This is a genomic window from Acidipropionibacterium timonense (genome assembly GCF_900605005.1).
Classification (GTDB): Bacteria; Actinomycetota; Actinomycetes; order Propionibacteriales; family Propionibacteriaceae; genus Cutibacterium; species Cutibacterium timonense.
The window spans coordinates 622,489-639,133 of the sequence record NZ_LR027558.1 but is presented as its reverse complement, the minus strand read 5'-3'; the positions used below and the strand labels follow the sequence as shown (position 1 = coordinate 639,133).

Sequence of the window (16,645 nt, the reverse complement as noted above, 5' to 3'; positions counted from 1 at the left end):
GATGACCGGGGCGACCCCCTCGGGCCTGCACGGAGGGCTCCGTGACGGGCGCGACGACGAGCGCAGGGACAATGGTCACCATGCACACCGTCCACGTCCTCGGTGGAGACCTCACCGCCCTGGCCGCAGCCCTGCGGCTCTCACGGCTGGGCCACCGGGTCCACATCGGCACCGACGACCCACGATGGACACCGTCCTCGACCTCGCCCCTGCACCTGGAGCTCGAGCCCGTGCTCGAACTGCCCTCGGTCTGGCGGGACCTGTGCGCCAAGACCGGCCGCAACATGGAGGCCGACCTGCTCGAGGCCGGGGTCAGCCTCGTCGAGGCCCCCTCCGCCGTCCACGACGGGCTGATCCTGCCCACCGAACGCGGTGCGCAGATCAGCGCCGTCCGTGAATCCTTCGACGAGGCCATCGCCCAGCGCTGGACCGGCGTCCTCGACGAGGCCGACGACCTGTGGCAGACCCGACGTGCCTGGGGGCTGGAGCATGCGGTCGTCGAGCGACCCACCCTGGCCGACGTCCCCAGCGCCTTCCCCCAGAAGGGTCGACGCGACACCCTGCGGCTGCTCGCCCGCGAACTGCCGGGGCAGCTCGGACAGGTCCTCGCCGACCTGTCGGCCCGGCGGGGCGGCTGCCGGGACGGGGCGACTCTGCTCCTGGCCGACCTGGCCGTCCAGCGCGTCTTCGGACGCTGGCAGCTCGTCGACGCCGACGGTCCGACCGATGTGCAACCCCTCCTCGACGTCCTGGCCGCCAGACTGGAGCGACGCGGGGTGCGCGTCGTCGAGACCACCGAGTTGCCCCTCTCCCCCGACGTCGTCATCGACACCCGGGTGAGTCCACCCTCGGCCGGCGGACCACTGCGCGCTCTGCGGGCCCGACGCCACGCACCCTTCCTCGCCCCGACGGTGACGACGTCCACCCGTCCGGCGACCGATGCCGACGCGGCCGACGTCCTGTCCGAGTTCGTCACCCATGAGGGCGGCCTGCCCGTCGTCACATGGAACTGGCGGCGCGGCGACGTCGTCGTCACCCGGGTGCACGACCACTCCCGTCCCATCGAGGCCCCCCACCTGGGCCCGGGCATGGCGGTGGCGACCTGGGCGGCCCGACCCCCCATGACCTGGCAGGTCGTCGACGGCGTCCCCACCCTCCACGCCGGCCCCGACGGGCACGGTGGTCCCGAACCCTGGGCCCGGGTCCTCGCCGGTGCCCTGGCCACCTACGCCGTGCACGAACACCTCACCGGCCACGACGTCCGCCCCACGAACCGGCTCATCGGCGCCGCGGGCCGACCACGACGTCGACATGAGCAACCCTGAGCCGCCGTTGAGGTGGGCGCACGGGGGTCACGGCGCGTAGCATCGTTCCTCAGCCCTGTTCGGGAACCCACAGTGTGAGGATCGATCTTGAGCCCAGAGTCGTCGTCCCAGCGCTCCACCCCACCAGCCGTCGCCGCAGCCGAGCTGGCCGCCGAGCAGGAGCATGTCGACCGCGTGTACGCCCAGCTCAAGGTGGACGAGGCCCAGGCACGCCGGATGGCGCGGGCCAGCTCGCAGATCTACCACTCCGACCGCACCACCTGGGTGCGCGAGGAGGACGGCACCGCGATGTTCGAGCGGGACGCCTTCTCCTTCAACGCCGCCCGCCGGCTGGCCGTCCTCGACGCCGAGCACGAGGGCCTCGTCTTCGGCCGCATCGACCTGGTGCGGGACGACGAGGTGCGTCACATCGGGCGTATCGGGGTGCGCGACGCCGACTACGAGCCGCTCGTCATCGACTGGCGTGCGCGGGCCGCCGAGCCCTTCTACCGGGCCACCCCGACCGACCCCATGGGCGTGGTCCGCCGACGCGTCCTGCGGTGTCGCGACGACAAGGTCGTGGGCATCGAGGACGACCTGATCGACTCCGACAACGCCGCGAACCTGCCGATCATCGGGGAGGGAGCCCTCATGGCCGCCCTCACCCGCGCCCGGGACACCCGGATGCACTCCATCGTGGCGACCATCCAGGCCGAGCAGGACGAGGCCATCCGCGCCCCCTACCAGGGCGTCACCTCGATCTCGGGCGGCCCGGGCACCGGCAAGACCGTCGTCGCCCTGCACCGGGCGGCCTACCTGCTGTACTCCCACCGCACCCGGTTGGAGAACGGCGGGGTGCTCGTCGTCGGGCCCAGCGCGGTCTTCATGAGCTACATCGAGCGGGTGCTGCCGAGCCTCGGCGAGGACTCGGTGACCCTGCGCTCCATCGGCCAGGTGGCCTCCGACGTCCTGTCGACGGGCTCTGACCGCCTCGACGAGTCGGATGCCGCCACCCTCAAGGGCAGCCTGAGCATGGTCGAGCTGCTGCGTCGTCTCGTCGACCTGCCCATGGTCGCCGCCCCCGAGGACCTCGCCCTGCGCGTGACGATCAAGGGCGAGGTGCTCACCCTCAGGCCGTCCACCCTCTCGCGCACCCGGGCGAGGATTCTCGGACGCACCCGGTACAACCGCGCCCGGGCGGCGGCCGAGCAGTCCCTGCTCGACCAGCTGTGGGCCAAGCTGCCGGCCGAGGTGCTCAACTCCTACGAGCTCACCCGCGACCAGTTCGACGACCTCGTCACCTCGCAGGCCGCCTATCGCATGTTCCTCCACGCCTGGTGGCCGCACCTCACCGCCGAGCAGGTGCTGGCCCGGCTCGCCGACCCGGCCGTCGTCGAGGCGGTCGGGGCGGAGTTGGACGAGGACGAGCGGCGTGTCCTGGCCGGGTCGATCCCGGCGGCCGATGACCGAGGACGGCGTCCGTGGAGCGTGGCCGACGTCGCCCTGCTCGACGAGCTCGTCGCCATCCTCGGTCCAGCCCCGGTGGAGTCGGAGGAGCCGGTCTTCCTCACCGGCGGAGAGTCGGTGGCCGAGCTCGTCACCATCGCCGACACGCTCACCGACCACCGTACGGTCGACCCCGACGACGACCCCCAGGACACCTTCGCCCATGTCCTCGTCGACGAGGCCCAGGACATCACCCCGATGCAGTGGCGGATGCTGCGCCGCCGGGGCCCGCAGGCCTCGTGGACCATCGTCGGGGATCCGGCCCAGTCGGCCTATCCGCACCCCGAGGAGACCCGCGCCGCCCTCGACGAACTCGTGGGCCACGCTCCCCACCGGACCTTCCGACTGTCGAAGAACTACCGCTCGCCCGCCGAGGTCTTCGACCTGGCCGCCGAGGTCATCGTCACCGTCCAGCCCGACGCCGACCTGCCCGAGGCGGTGCGCTCGACCGGGATCGACCCGGTGCTGACGACGGTGAGGGCCGATGACCTGCCCGGATCGGTCGTCGAGCACGCCGGGGAGCTCGTCGACCACGTCGACGGCACGGTCGGCATCATCTGCCCGCCGTCCCTCGTCGGCACGCTCCGACCGCTGGTCGAGGAGGACGGTCCGCTGGCCGATCAGTCCGACCGGGTGCTCGTCGTCACGACGATGCAGGCCAAGGGGCTGGAGTACGACGCGGCGATCGTCGTCGATCCCGACCGGATCGTCGCCGAGTCACCCGGCGGCGTCCGGGTGCTCTACGTGGCCCTCACCCGGCCGACCCAGCGGCTCGTCGTCCTCGGGGTGGGCCCGGAGGCGGCCGGGTCCGCGGGACCGGTCAGCCCCACAGCCCCGGCCGGAGCCGGGTCACCATGGCGTGCAGCTCTGTGGTCGCACGCGACCGGTTGAGGGTGAAGTAGTGCAGGCCGGGAGCTCCGGCGTCGAGAAGTTGGCAGCACAGTTCGGCCGCCATCTCGATGCCGACCCGACGTACCGCGGCCTTGTCGTCCTTGACCTGGTCGACGCGCGCCACGACCTCGTCGGGCACGACCGTGCCGGCAAGCTCGGTGAACCGGCAGATCTGGCCGTACGAGGTGATGGGCATGATCCCCGGGATGATGGGGATGGGGCAGCCCAGGGCACGCACCCGCTCGACGAGCCGGCTCCAGTGGTCGGCGACGAAGAAGAGCTGGGTGATGGCGAAGGACGCCCCCGCCTCGTACTTGTCGACGAGGATGCGCGCGTCCAGGTCAGGACTGCCGGCCGGGTGGGTGTCGGGGAAGGCCCCCACGCCGATGCACGCCTCGGGATGCACCCGACGGACGAGCTTGACGAGTTCGGTGGCGTTGGGCAGTCCGTCGGCCCGCGCGACCCAGGGTTCGGTGGCCCCCCCGGGCATGTCCCCGCGGATGGCCAGGATGTGGTCGATCCCGGAGTCGGCGTAGTCGGCGACCATCCGCTCGAGGTCGGCGACACCCTGGTCGACGGCGGTGAGGTGGCCGACGGTGCGCAGCCCGGTCGAGACCATGTGCTGGGAGCAGCGCAGGGTCCGGTCGCGTCGTGACCCGTTGGCCCCGTAGGTCACCGAGATGAAGTCGGGGTCGAGCGGCGCCAGGGCGTCGGTGGCGCTCCACAGCCGGTAGACGTCCTCCTCGGAGCGAGGCGGCATGAACTCGAAGGAGTGCAGGCGGCGCCCCCCTGCGGCCAGCAGGTCGGCGATGGTCGGCTTCCGGGTCGGGCTGGTCATGGCCGCCACCCTAGGGATCCGGCGCACTGGTGATGTCCGCGTCCCACGTGTCGGGCGACCACGTCGGGAGGCTTGGCGTACGCCGCCCCACGCCCGGGCCCTCTAGGGTGGACCCATGAGCTTCGATCCGGCAGATCCCGCGGGCCAGGACTTCCGCGACGCGGTCCAGGCGCGCCTCGGCGACTTCCTGGGCGGGCAGGGCCCCGTGCTGCGCCGGATCGGGGCCGAGCTGGACCCCGTGATCCGGGCCGCCCGGGACTACACCTCCGGCGGCAAGAGGCTTCGTCCGGCGTTCTGCTACTGGGGTCGGGTCGCCGCGACCGGGCAGCCGGACGACCCGACGGGCCTGCTCCAGGCGGCATCGAGCCTCGAACTGCTGCACGTCTCGGCCCTCGTCCACGACGACCTCATGGACCACTCCGACACCCGCCGCGGGCTCCCGTCGGCCCATCGACGCTTCCAACTGGCCCACGAGGACGCCGCAGGGGTGGGCTCGTCGACCTCCTACGGCACCGACATGGCCCTGCTGCTGGGGGACCTGCTCACCATGTGGAGCGTCGAGATGTTCGAGTCGAGCCCGCTGCCGCCCGAGGCCCTGGCCGCGGCCCGTCCGCTCGTCGAGGCGGTGCGCACCGAGGTGACCTGCGGCCAGGTGCTCGACGTCACCGCCCAGGCGGGGATGGCCGGTGCCGACGACGAGTCGGCCCTCGACCTCGTCGGTCGGGTCGTCGAGTACAAGTCGGCCTCGTACACCGTCGTACGGCCTTGTCAGATCGGGGTGGCTCTCGGATCCGGGGGGCCCGGGCTCGTCGAGGCGATGGCCAGGTTCGGTTCTCCCCTGGGCCGGGCCTTCCAGTATCGCGACGACCTCCTCGGCGTCTTCGGGGACACCTCCCAGACCGGCAAGCCCGCCGGCGACGACCTGCGCGAGGGCAAGCGCACGGTGCTCGTGGCGCACGCCCTGAGCCGGTCGACACCCGCCCAGGCCTCCCGGCTGGCGTCGATGCTCGGACGCGCCGACCTGGACGACTCCGACATCGCCACCGCCCGCGGCATCATCGAGGGTTCCGGGGCGCGGACAGCCGTCGAGGAGATGATCGAGGACGGCCTGCGGCGCGCCGTCGCCGTGCTCGAGGGGACGGACATGACCGCCGAGGGGCGTGCCGGGCTGCTCGAACTCGCCCACCGGTCGGTCGATCGGGCGGCCTGAGGACGGGCGCGACTCAGCCCAGCAGCACGGCCAGGCCGGGATCCTCGCGGGAGGCGTCGATGAGGACCTCGATGAGCCGGTTCCAGTCGTCCCGGTGGTGCTCGTGGAACCCCTGCCACCCGGTCCACAGGACGGCCGTCGGGTCCTCCCGCTCCGAGAGGCAGTCCCACAGGGCGTCGAGGTTGACGCCGTAGTGGTCAGGAAGATCGAGGGCGTCGCCGAGCAGCCGGAGGGTCTGCGGCAGGGTCGCGCCACCGGACACGGTGACGACCCGCCAGCCGGCCTGCCGCCAGGCGGCGGCGAGGTCGTCGGTCCGCGACCGGGTGACCTCGTCGAGGAGGTGGACGCCGGGGGTGGGCCGGAAGGTGGCACTCATGTGATCCTCGCGAAGCTCGAGTAGTGGTCGGGCGTCCAGTAGAGGACGCCGTCGCGACCGGTGATGATCCGTCGCGCGCCGCGACTGCGCTCGCCCGGGGTGCGCACGGTGTACTCGTGGTACCACCCGTCCGGATGACGCGGCAGGAGCCGGTTGTAGTTGTGGTAGGTGACGCCGTCCTGCGAGTACGGGAAGGGCCCGCCGGCGTGGATGAGTCGCACAGTCGTGCGGACCTCGACGGGCAGGTCGGCCAGCGGGACGGTCGGCAAGCCGTCGGCGGCACCGTGACCGGACCGGTGGGAGGTCGCCGGTGTGCCCGACCCCATCCACCGCGCCGACGCGCCGTGGCTGGCCGTGGCGGCGGCGCTCGTGGCCGTGGCGGCCGGGGAGTCGGTCACCCCGGCTCCGGCCGCGCAGCCGGTGACGAGGAGCAGCAACCCGAGGAGGAGCCCGACGAACCGTCTCATGAGGCGCTCCAGGGGCAGGGCTCACTCGAGGCGCCCGAGCTGCGTACGAGGGCACGGTCGAGTGCCGTCGTCAGGTCCCTGGCGGCGCGTCCGGGATCGGTGGCCCCGGTGATGGCACGGCCGACGGCGATCCGACCGGCCCCGGCGGCGACGACCTCGTCGACGAGGTCGATGTCGATCCCCCCGGCGGCGAACCACACCATGGGTGACTCCTCGGTCGCCGGGAACCTGCTGGCGGCCGACCGGACGACGTCGAGCCCGCCACGTCCGGTGCCGAGCCGGGCCGTCGCCGCACGACCGGGGTTGACCGGTCCGACGACGAGGAAGTCGGCGTCCCAGGCGCCGTCGAGCTCGGCGGCGTCGTGGGCGGAGCGTCCGACGAGTCCGTGCGGGGCGACTCCCCTGCGGGTCGCCCTCATGCCGCCGCCAGCGGGCAGGTGGACCAGGTCGGCACGCGCCGCCCGGTAGAGGGCGGCGTCACCGTGGACGGCGACGAGGACCGAGGTGAACCCGAGGTCGGTCCGCAGGGCGTCGACGGCCTGCGCGATCTGGTCGATGCCGGCGTGTCGGTCACGGATCTCGACCATCCCCGCGCCCCCGCGCACCGCCGCTGCGGCGACCTCGACGAAGGAGCCGGCGGGCGGCGTGAGGTCGGTGACGAGGCACAGGCGGGTCGCCTCCAGACGCTCCCGAAGGCCCATGAGGACAGTCACGGGCACAGCCTAGAGGTCCCCTGCGCCGACAGGCGCCACAACACCGCAAGGCGCGCCGACAGGCGCCACAACACCGCAAGGCGCGCCATCAGGCGCCACAACACGGCAAGGCGCGCCGTCAGGCGCCTGAACACGGTGGAGCGCGCCGCCGGAGCCCGTCGCCGACCTCACGGCGGGAACCGAGCTCCGGGCACGCCGGCCGACCTGCACGACGACGACCCCGGCACTCGCATACACTCGACGGCAGGCTGACACGGCCTCTCTTCCCCCGACCGTGTGTGAGGCGAATCGTGAGCATGACCATGAGTACCGACCCCCTGGTGGGTCGTGTCCTCGAGGACCGCTACGAGATCACCTCGAAGATCGCCCGCGGCGGCATGGCGACCGTGTATCGGGCCCACGACCTGCACCTGGGGCGCACGGTGGCCGTCAAGGTCATCCACGAGGGGCTCGACGCCGAACTCTCGCGACGCTTCGACACCGAGGCGAAGGCGGCGGCGCGACTCGTCAACCCCCACATCGTCTCGGTCTTCGACCAGGGGGCCGACGAGGGCCGCGCCTACATCGTCATGGAGTACGTGCCCGGGTGCACCCTGCGCCACGTCATCACCCGCGAGGCCCCGCTGCCTCCGCTGCGTGCCCTCGACCTGCTCGAACCGGTCGTCTCGGCCCTGGCCAGCGCCCACGAGGACGGCCTCGTGCACCGGGACGTCAAGCCGGAGAACGTCCTCATCTCCGATCGGGGGCAGATCAAGGTCGCCGACTTCGGGCTGGCGCGGGCCGTGACGAACCAGACGATCTCGGCGACGAACGGGCAGCTCATCGGCACGGTGAGCTACATCCCGCCCGAGCTCGTGACGAGCGGTCGCGCCGACGAGCGGTCCGACGTGTACTCGGCCGGGATCGTCCTGTTCGAGATGCTCACCGGCAGCAAGCCGCACACCGGGGGTTCCCCGATCCAGGTGGCGTGGGCACACGTCAACGAGGACATCCCGGCGCCGTCGGACTTCCTGGCCGGCCAGAGCGGCCCGAGCCAGGACCTCGCGGCCAGGATCCCCGACTTCCTCGACGCCATCGTGCGGACCTGCACGGCGCGCGACCCGCGACGTCGCCCGGCCGATGCCCGGTCGATGCTCGACCTCATCCGGCGAGCCCGCCGCGCCATCGTCACCCGGCAGGGGTCCGACCCGGTGCTCACCGCCCTCCTCGCGAAGCTGGGGCCAACGGTCCCGGAGGGCGGCGCGCCCCGGACCACCCAGCCCCGGTCCGGGGCGACCGATGACNCCCGCCCGGAACCCTCGGTCAAGGCGCCCCACGTCGCCCTCGACCGGTACCTCTGAGGCACGGTCCCGACATCGACTCCCCGACGCCCGCGGATCCCTCCGCGGGCGTCCTCACGTCCCGGGAGTCAGCCCCGGTCGGGCACCTGCCAGGCCTGGCCGCCACGCAGGTCGTGCATCTGGGTGTCGGTCATCTCGGCGTGCCGGTCGTGGGCGAGCCGCCACCCGTACTCGTTGAGCAGCCCGTCATGGATGAGGAATCCGTGGGGGGCCCCGACGGCCCGGGTGAAGTCGACCGTCTCCTTCATCGCCGCCCACGGCGCATGGGCTGGAATGGCCAGGACGTCCACCCCGCGCGGGGTCTCGTCGAGCTCGTCCCCGGGATGGAAGAGGATCGTGCCCAGGCCCTCGCCGATGAGGAACCCGACGTTGCCGATGGGCTCGAGATCCCGGTGGATGATGGCGTGACGGCCCCCGACCGCCTCGATGTGCACCCCACCCAGGTCGAGGACGTCGCCGGGGGCGATGGGGTCGGCGTCGAGCTGCGGCACCTCGCGGCAGACCCCTTCCTCGGCCCGGCAGATGGCCGCGGAGTTGGCGTTGACGAGGTCCTCGATGTGCACGGGGTCGACGTGGTCGGGGTGCCGATGGGTGACGAGGATCGCGTCGAGGTCGGTGATGCCGTGCCAGGCGTCCGAGAGGTTGCCCGGGTCGATGAGGATCCGCGTCTCGGCCGCCTCGACGAGCACGCAGGAGTGTCCAAGATGGGTGATTCTCATGCATTCAGTCTGGCACCTCCGTCCGCGCGGGGGGCCTCAAGCCCTCACAGGTCGAGGCTGCGGAAGGGCGCGAGCGGGCTCGCCGTCGCCCTCTTGATCCGCCCGTCCGACAGCCGCCCGGCGATGATGAAGGCCAGCTCGAGCGACTGGTTGCGGTTGAGCCTGGGGTCGCAGGCCGTCTCGTAGCGGTGCTCGAGGTCGGCCTCGGCCAACTCGTCGACCCCGCCGAGGCACTCGGTGACGTCGTCCCCGGTGAGCTCGACGTGCACCCCGCCCGGCCAGGTGCCGAGCTCCTCGTGGACGTCGAAGAAGCCGTTGACCTCCTCGCAGACGTCCCGGAACGACCTCGTCTTGTAGCCGTTGGCCGTCTCGAAGGTGTTGCCGTGCATGGGGTCGCAGCTCCACACGACCTTGCGGCCGGTGGCCTCGACCGCCTCGATGATGGCCGGGAGTCGGTCGCGGACGTGGCGCGCCCCCATCCGGGTGATGAAGGTGAGCCGGCCCGGCACGTGATCGGGGTCGAGGGCCTCGGCCAGGGCGACGGCGTCGGCGCCCGAGGTGGTCGGCCCGAGCTTGATGCCGATGGGATTGTGGATGGACCGCATGAAGGCGACATGGGCGCCGTCGAGCTGACGGGTACGCTCCCCGATCCACAGCAGGTGGCCGGAGGTGTCGTAGGGCAGCTGGGAGCGCGAGTCGATGCGGGTGAGGGCGTGCTCGTAGTCGAGCAGGAGGGCCTCGTGGCTGGCGTAGAAGTCGACGGTGGACAGCTCCTCGTCGTCGACCCCGCAGGCGATCATGAAGGCCAGGGCACGCTCGATCTCGTCGGCCATGGCCTCGTAGCGCGCCTCGACGTTGGAGTTGCGGACGAAGTCGGCGTTCCAGGCGTGGATGCCGCGCAGATCGGCGAACCCACCCTTGACGAAGGCGCGGACGAGGTTGAGGGTCGAGGCGGACGCGTTGTACACCCGCTCGAGACGCTCGGGATCGTGGGCGCGGGCCCGGGCGGTGAACTCGAAGCCGTTGACGGCGTCACCCCGGTAGCTGGGCAGCTCGACGCCGTCTCGCACCTCGGTGTCGCGCGAGCGCGGCTTGGCGTATTGGCCGGCGATCCGTCCCACCTTGATGACGGGCAGCTGGCCGGCGTAGGTCATGACGACCGCCATCGACAGCAGGACGCGCAGCTTGCCCTTGATGTTGTCGGCCTTGACCGCGGCGAAGGTCTCGGCGCAGTCACCACCCTGGAGGAGGAAGGCCCTCCCCGCGGCCACCTCGGCCAGCCCGGCACGCAGCTCATCGCACTCCCCCGCGAACACCAGGGGCGGCAGCTGACGCATCCGCTCGACGACCCTGGCCGCGGCCTCGGGGTCCGGATAGCTCGGCTGCTGCACCAGGGGCATGGCGTGCAGGGACTCGAGGCTGGGGACACCGTCAGGCATGGCGGGCAGTCTACTGGGGCGAATCCGGATCGGCCGTCGGCTTCCGGTCCGCGGATCGACGCCGGTCCTCCATGGCCGCCCGCAGTGCCTGCTGACGGGCCGCCTCCCGTGCCTCGACGGCTGCCCGGGCCAGATCGGCAGCCTCCCGGGCGGCCTGGGCACGCACTTCCTGACGTTCCAGGGCCTCGGCCTGACGGGCTGCCTGGCGGTCGGCGCGGAGGGAACGGGCCCGCTCGCGCCGGGCGTCGGCCTGCTCGGAGCGGGCGGCGGCGACGGGGGTGTCCCGGTAGGGCAGGCCGGTGAGGCAGGCCAGAGCCTCCATGACCTCGTCGGTGACGGCTCGCAACACCGCCCGGCTGTGCGGGGTGTCGGCATGACGCGAGAAGTCGAGGGCCCCGCCGACGACGAGCTGGGTCGACTCGTCGTCCAGGTATGCCGGAACGACGACGACCCGTCCCTCGAGGGCCAGGTGGGCCAGCTCGACGTCGCCCTTGTGAATCGCCCCCCGGGGTGCTGGCGCCCCCTCGGGGAAACACAGCACCGGCACTCCGGAGCGCAGCCTGGCCAGGGCCCCGGCCCGGGCCGAGGTCCCCCACGGGATGGCCCGGGTGGGCAGGACGAGGCCCAACCAGATCGAACGCCCGGCCCGGCGCAGGGCGGAGCGCACGACCAGGGCGTCGGTCCGCCGACAGTGGTGGACGGCCAGGACGAAGGGACCCTCGGGTAGTGCCTCACCGGCCAGGACGACGGGCTCGCCGGTGAGTCCTTCGACGCGCGGGACCCTCATGAGCCGTTCCTCATCGTCGGACTCGGCGCGTTCCGTGGGGCCGGGACGGTGTTGCCGCCGGGACGCTCACGCTGCCAGCGTGACAGGTCCGCGCCCTTGAGGTCGCCGTACTTGACGCGGGTGGCGTAGACGTCGACGTAGTCCTGGCCGGTGAGGGCGTCGATGGCGTCCATGACCTCGTTGGTGACCCAGCGCAGCACGGCGGTCTCTTCGGCCCGGTCGGCCAGGTCGGAGAAGTCGAGGGGCTCGCCGATGACCAGCCCGGGGCGCTGCGTCAGGGGGATGCCGAACAGCCCGGGAGCGGTCCGTGTGCCGACGACGCCGACCGGGATGACCGGCACCTTGGCCCGCAGGGCCAACCGAGCGACCCCGGTGCGCGCCTTGTACATGCGGCCGTCGGCCGAGCGGGTGCCCTCGGGGAAGATCCCCACCAGGCCGCCCTCGGCGAGCCGCTCGAGGACCGGCTCCATCGTCGTCACGCTGCGTTGACCACCCGAACGATCGAGCGGCACCTGGTCGACGGCCTTCATGAACCAGGCGACGACCCTGGGCCCGACTCCCCCGCGTCCCTCGAAGAGCTCCTTCTTGGCCGGGTAGGTCATCTTGCGCGAGATCATCGAGGCGATGACGAGCGGGTCGAGGGCTCCCAGGTGGTTGGCGGCCAGGACGGCACCGCCGCTGGCCGGGATGTTCTCCTCACCGATGACCCAGGGACGGAAGACGAGCCGCATCCCGGGCGCGAACAGTCCGTACTTGAGGATCTGATACCACATGGGGCCTCCTTGTCAGGGCAACCATATCGGCCGGGGGTGACGACTCGTCGGTCCCGGCATCCCCACGGACCTCAGTCGGCGGTCGAGGCCCAGCCGTTGGAGAACATGGGGCGACGACGCCGTCTGGGCGCCCGCCGGCGCGGCCAGAACCCGCGGGCGATGCCCGGGGGCTCCTCGATGGAGTGCCGGGCCAGGTCGGCGGCACCGATGAGACCGGCATCATTGCCGAACCGCGCCCGCTCGATGTCGGCGACCGGACGGAAGCCGCGTCCGGTGAGGGTCCGGGCATAGGCGGCGCGCGCAGGTTCGAGCAGCAGGTCCCCGGCAGCGCTCACCCCGCCCCCGATGACGAAGAGGTCGGGGTCGAGGGCGGCGGCCAGGTTGGCCATTCCCCGCCCCAACCAGGTACCGACGTCGGCGATGAGCTCGATCGCTGTGCGGTCACCGTGCACGGCCGCCCGGCTCACGTCGGGCCCGACGAGGTGGTCGGGGTCGCCGTCGGGCACGTAGTCCAGCAGTCCCCGGGCCTCGGCCGATCCCTCGGCGAGGAGGGCCTTGGCGTCGCGCACCAGGGAGTTGCCGGAGGCGTACTGCTCCCAGCACCCGCGATTGCCACAGGGGCACCAGTGCCCTCCCGGGACGACCGTCATGTGCCCGAACTCGCCGGCCATGCCGTAGCGTCCCCGGAACATGCGCCCGTTGATGACGAGGGCGCCGCCGATGCCGGTGCCCAGGGTGATGCAGGTCATGACCCTGGAGCCGCGTCCGGCCCCGAACCGGTACTCCGCCCAGGCGGCGGCGTTGGCGTCGTTGTCGACGAGGACCGGAACCGTGATCCTCGAGGAGAGACGGTCGCGCAGCGGTTCGTTGCGCCAGGCCAGGTGCGGGGAGAAACGGACGAGGGCCTGTTCGGTGTCGACCCATCCGGCTGCGCCGATGCCCACCGAGACGATCGGCAGCCCCTCGGACAGCTCCTCGACGCTGCGGACGATGGCGTCCTCGACGGCCTCCGGGCTGGTGGACGGGGTGGGCAGCTGGAGTCGCCGCAGGATGGCCCCGTGCTCGTCGACGACACCGGCGGCAACCTTCGTGCCGCCGATGTCAACCCCGATACTGAGCACTCAGCCGACCCGGCGAGCGCCCTGGTAGGGCATCGACATGAGGGGGGCGGTGGTGACGCCGGACCGCGGGTTGGCGGCGTGGACGATCATCCCGTTGCCGATGTACATGCCGACGTGGCTGATGCCGGAGTAGTAGAAGACGAGGTCGCCGGGCTGGAGCTGGGAGACGGACACCGGGGTGCCCGCACCGTACTGCTCACCGGAGGTGCGCGGCAGGCTGACGCCGGCGGCCCCCCAGGCACGCAGCATGAGGCCCGAGCAGTCGAAGCCGTTGGGGCCGGTGCCGCCGTAGACGTACGCCTTGCCGACCTGGGCCATGGCGTAGGCGATGGCGGTGGCGGCACGGCCGGAGGACGAGGTGGACACCGTCGTCCTCGAGGAGGAGGTGCTCGACGACGAGGTGCTCGTCGAGCGGCTCGTCGTCGAGGGCGACGAGGTCGTGGTCGTCGTCGTGTCGGTGGTGCGCGACTGGTCCCGGGAGACGGTCGTCGTGGCCTGGGACCGGGCCGCGGCCTGGGCGGCGAGGGCCTGCGCCTGCGCGGCCTGCTCGGCGGCCAGCCGGGCCTTCTCCTGGGCGGTGAGCTTGTCGAGGACGGCCCTGGCCTGCTTCTCCTTGGCGTCGGCGTCCTTGAGGAGCTTGGCCTGCTGGTCGCGCTTGGCCTGGATCGTCGCGCGATCGGCGGCGGCCGTCGACTCGAGGGTCTGCAGGGTGGCCTGCTCGGCCTGGAAGGACTGGAACTGCTCGTTGGTGCGTGAGGTGACGTTCTGCACCATGGAGAGCTTGGTGAGGAACTGGCCGGCGTCACCGCTGGTGACGAGCTGGGTGGCGGTCGAGACCGTGCCCCCGGACTGGTAGTCGCCCAGGGCGACGCGGCCGAGGGCGGCACGCATCGACGCGACCTTGGCCTTCTGGGAGGTGAGGTCGCGCTCGGCCTGGGAGAGGGACTTCTGCGCCTTGTCGAGGGCCGCCTGGGCGTCGGTGTAGTCCGACTCGATCTTGGCGGACTGGGCCTGGATGGTCTCCAGGCTGGCCTTGGCCTTGGCCACGGCGTCGGGGTCGGCGCTCGCGGGGCTCTGTGCCCCGACCATCCCGCCGATGATGAAGGCACCAGTGAGAGCGGCGCAGGTCAGTCCTCGCCACCACGTCCTCGGACGCATGCCGTTCGCACGCACGCCGGAGGTGGCCAGTCGCTCGTCTACCACGGAGGATCCTCACGTCTCGTCGGTCGCTGCATGTCGCAGCCGATTCTGACGCCGTCGTAGGACTCACCCCTGACGGCTGAGAAAATCTTAGGTGGCCTTCAGCCGGTTCGCAACCCGTGTCATGACGCGGTTGAACGCCCCTCATCGGTACGTCTGTTCGGCATCCCTGAGGGTGTCATTCAGAATCGTCACCGCCGGCTCCTAGAGTCCGATCCATGACGCCGGACCTGCAACCCTCCTTCGACGACCTGGGCACACCTCTGCCCGAGGTGACCTTCTGCGTCGTCGACCTGGAGACGACCGGCGGGTCGCAGGACGACGCCATCACCGAGATCGGCGCGGTCAAGGTGCGCGGCGGTGTCGTCGAGGGAGAGTTCCAGACCCTCGTCCATCCGGGCGGCCACATCCAGGCCTCGGTCCAGGTGCTCACCGGGATCACCGACGCCATGGTCGCCGACGCTCCCCCGATCGGCGCAGTCCTGCCGAGCTGGCTCGAGTTCAGCCGCGGCACCGTGTTGGTGGCCCACAACGCCCGATTCGACGTCGGCTTCCTCAGGCGGGCCTGCGAGGCGGCCGATCACCCCTGGCCGGGCAACGTCGTCGTCGACACCCTGGCCCTGGCCCGGTCGTGCCTGCAGCGCGGGGAGGTGCACAACCACAAGCTCGGCACCTTGGCGCAGCTCTTCCACGCCACGACGACCCCCGACCACCGTGCCCTCGACGATGCCCGGGCCACGGTCGACGTGCTCCACGGACTCATCGAGCGGGTCGGCAACCTCGGCGTGACGACCCTGGAGGACCTCCTCGAGGTGACCCATCGGGTGAGTCCGGCACGTCGAGCCAAACGGAGGTGGGCGGCCGAGCTGCCCGAGGGCCCCGGCGTCTACTGGTTCCACCGGGATGAGCCGGGTCGGCCCCGCGAGGTGCTCTACGTCGGCACCTCGGTCGATGTGCGGCGTCGGGTGGCGCAGTACTTCACGGCCTCGGAGACCCGACGCCGGATGGACGAGATGGTCCGCGTGGCGACCGGGGTGCAGGCCAGGTCGTGCGCCACTGGGCTGGAGGCCGGGGTGCGGGAGCTGCGGCTCATCGCCGCCCACGAGCCGCGGTACAACCGTCGGTCACGCCGTCAGGACGACGTCCTGTGGGTGACGCTCACCCGGGAGCAGTTCCCGCGGCTGTCGGTGGTGCGATCGACAGCGCAGGCCGATCGGCTCTACTGGGGCCCGTTCTCACGGCGCGACGACGCCCTGGAGGCGTGTCGGGTGCTTCGCGAGACCGCTCCCCTGAGGGAGTGCACCGGGCCGCTGTCGGCCCATCCCCACGGATGTCCCCTGGCCGAGATGGGACGGTGCCCGGCTCCGTGCCTCGACCCGGCCGGCAGTGGGTACGAGGAGGTCGTGGCGACGGCCCGTCGGGTCATGACCCTCGACGTGACCCCGGTCGTGCGCACGCAGGCGCAGCGGATCGCCGAGCTCTCGGGGGCCGACCGGTTCGAGGACGCCGGGGCACTCACCGAGCGGGTGCGCACCTTCCTGGCGGCGGGGCGACGCCGGGCACGGATCGCGTCGATAGCCCGCTGTCCACAGATCGTCGCGGCCCGCAGGATCGAGGGACGCTGGGAGGTGCACGTCGTACGGCACGGCCGGCTGGCCGGGGCGGCACTGTGCCCGGCCGGGCAGAACCCCATGCCCATCATCGAGTCGACGTGCCGCTGCGCGGAGACCGTCGCTGCTCCGGCGGTGGAGGGACTGCCGGCGTGCAGCGTCGAGGAGGCCGAGCTCGTCGCTTCCTGGCTCGAGGAGGACGGCGTCCGGCTCGTCGACATCGACGGGGACTGGTCGTGGCCGCGGGACATCTGCGTCGACGAGAGGGCCCTCGCGACCGGGATCCGGTCGCGGATGGTCGGCTGAGTGACCGGGATCCGGTCGCGGATGGTCGGCTGAGTGACCGGGATC

Annotated in this window: 14 protein-coding genes and 1 pseudogene; 5 read left to right on the top strand and 10 right to left on the bottom strand. The window is 72.0% G+C overall.

From position 1 onward, the window contains the following. The first annotated feature begins 80 nt into the window (after positions 1 to 80). Positions 81 to 1,325 carry a carotenoid dehydrogenase gene (locus E0E30_RS03100; protein WP_130865053.1) on the top strand — a complete coding sequence of 415 codons (1,245 nt, stop codon included), beginning with the start codon at positions 81 to 83 and terminating at the stop codon, positions 1,323 to 1,325. 87 nt (positions 1,326 to 1,412) lie between these two features. After that, on the top strand, positions 1,413 to 3,701 hold the full coding sequence (locus E0E30_RS03095) for a HelD family protein (protein WP_130865052.1): 2,289 nt from the start codon (positions 1,413 to 1,415) through the stop codon (positions 3,699 to 3,701). Here E0E30_RS03095 and E0E30_RS03090 read toward each other — a convergent pair. After that, positions 3,631 to 4,539 carry a methylenetetrahydrofolate reductase gene (locus E0E30_RS03090; protein WP_130865051.1) on the bottom strand — a complete coding sequence of 303 codons (909 nt, stop codon included), beginning with the start codon at positions 4,537 to 4,539 and terminating at the stop codon, positions 3,631 to 3,633. The genes E0E30_RS03095 and E0E30_RS03090 overlap by 71 nt on opposite strands. Positions 4,540 to 4,654: 115 nt before the next feature. Here E0E30_RS03090 and E0E30_RS03085 point away from each other — a divergent pair, with 115 nt between their 5' ends. Next, complete coding sequence (locus tag E0E30_RS03085) at positions 4,655 to 5,749, top strand: polyprenyl synthetase family protein (protein WP_130865050.1); 1,095 nt, start codon at positions 4,655 to 4,657, stop codon at positions 5,747 to 5,749. A gap of 13 nt (positions 5,750 to 5,762) precedes the next feature. Here the strand turns inward: E0E30_RS03085 and E0E30_RS03080 are convergent, their stop codons facing one another. Genes E0E30_RS03080 through E0E30_RS03070 form a run of 3 tightly spaced genes read right to left on the bottom strand, consistent with a single transcriptional unit; the run spans position 5,763 to position 7,305 of the window. Continuing rightward, on the bottom strand, positions 5,763 to 6,125 hold the full coding sequence (locus E0E30_RS03080) for a barstar family protein (protein WP_130865049.1): 363 nt from the start codon (positions 6,123 to 6,125) through the stop codon (positions 5,763 to 5,765). Then, a complete protein-coding gene (locus E0E30_RS03075) occupies positions 6,122 to 6,592 on the bottom strand; it encodes a guanyl-specific ribonuclease (protein ID WP_130865048.1) in 471 nt (156 codons plus the stop codon). Before E0E30_RS03075 ends, E0E30_RS03080 begins: the two co-directional genes overlap by 4 nt. Beyond that, positions 6,589 to 7,305, bottom strand: coding sequence for a thiamine phosphate synthase (locus E0E30_RS03070; protein ID WP_130865047.1), 717 nt, complete (start codon positions 7,303 to 7,305; stop codon positions 6,589 to 6,591). Before E0E30_RS03070 ends, E0E30_RS03075 begins: the two co-directional genes overlap by 4 nt. Positions 7,306 to 7,601: 296 nt before the next feature. Here E0E30_RS03070 and E0E30_RS03065 point away from each other — a divergent pair. Further along, positions 7,602 to 8,808: pseudogene (locus E0E30_RS03065) on the top strand (protein kinase domain-containing protein); the annotation flags it as partial. On the opposite strand, the gene E0E30_RS03060 reads toward E0E30_RS03065, so the two are convergent. From E0E30_RS03060 to E0E30_RS03035, 6 genes are all read right to left on the bottom strand, one after another. Next, the gene (locus tag E0E30_RS03060) at positions 8,714 to 9,364 is read right to left on the bottom strand and encodes an MBL fold metallo-hydrolase (RefSeq protein ID WP_130865045.1); all 651 of its coding nucleotides are present in this window, start codon (positions 9,362 to 9,364) and stop codon (positions 8,714 to 8,716) included. The pseudogene E0E30_RS03065 and the gene E0E30_RS03060 overlap by 95 nt on opposite strands. 44 nt (positions 9,365 to 9,408) lie before the next feature. Beyond that, positions 9,409 to 10,803 carry a class II 3-deoxy-7-phosphoheptulonate synthase gene (locus E0E30_RS03055; RefSeq protein ID WP_130865044.1) on the bottom strand — a complete coding sequence of 465 codons (1,395 nt, stop codon included), beginning with the start codon at positions 10,801 to 10,803 and terminating at the stop codon, positions 9,409 to 9,411. Positions 10,804 to 10,813: 10 nt separating this feature from the next. Next, positions 10,814 to 11,590 (bottom strand): lysophospholipid acyltransferase family protein, encoded by a 777-nt coding sequence (locus E0E30_RS03050; protein ID WP_130865043.1) that lies wholly within the window; start codon positions 11,588 to 11,590, stop codon positions 10,814 to 10,816. Further along, on the bottom strand, positions 11,587 to 12,363 hold the full coding sequence (locus E0E30_RS03045; protein ID WP_130865042.1) for a lysophospholipid acyltransferase family protein: 777 nt from the start codon (positions 12,361 to 12,363) through the stop codon (positions 11,587 to 11,589). Before E0E30_RS03045 ends, E0E30_RS03050 begins: the two co-directional genes overlap by 4 nt. A 71-nt stretch (positions 12,364 to 12,434) precedes the next feature. Beyond that, positions 12,435 to 13,484, bottom strand: a complete 1,050-nt coding sequence (locus tag E0E30_RS03040; protein WP_130865041.1) for an ROK family glucokinase — start codon at positions 13,482 to 13,484, stop codon at positions 12,435 to 12,437. Further along, entirely contained in the window at positions 13,485 to 14,642 is a 1,158-nt protein-coding gene (locus tag E0E30_RS03035; RefSeq protein WP_130866703.1) for a C40 family peptidase, read from the bottom strand. Positions 14,643 to 14,902: 260 nt separating this feature from the next. Here E0E30_RS03035 and E0E30_RS03030 point away from each other — a divergent pair, with 260 nt between their 5' ends. Further along, positions 14,903 to 16,600, top strand: coding sequence for a DEDD exonuclease domain-containing protein (locus tag E0E30_RS03030; protein WP_130865040.1), 1,698 nt, complete (start codon positions 14,903 to 14,905; stop codon positions 16,598 to 16,600). Positions 16,601 to 16,645 lie beyond the last annotated feature (45 nt).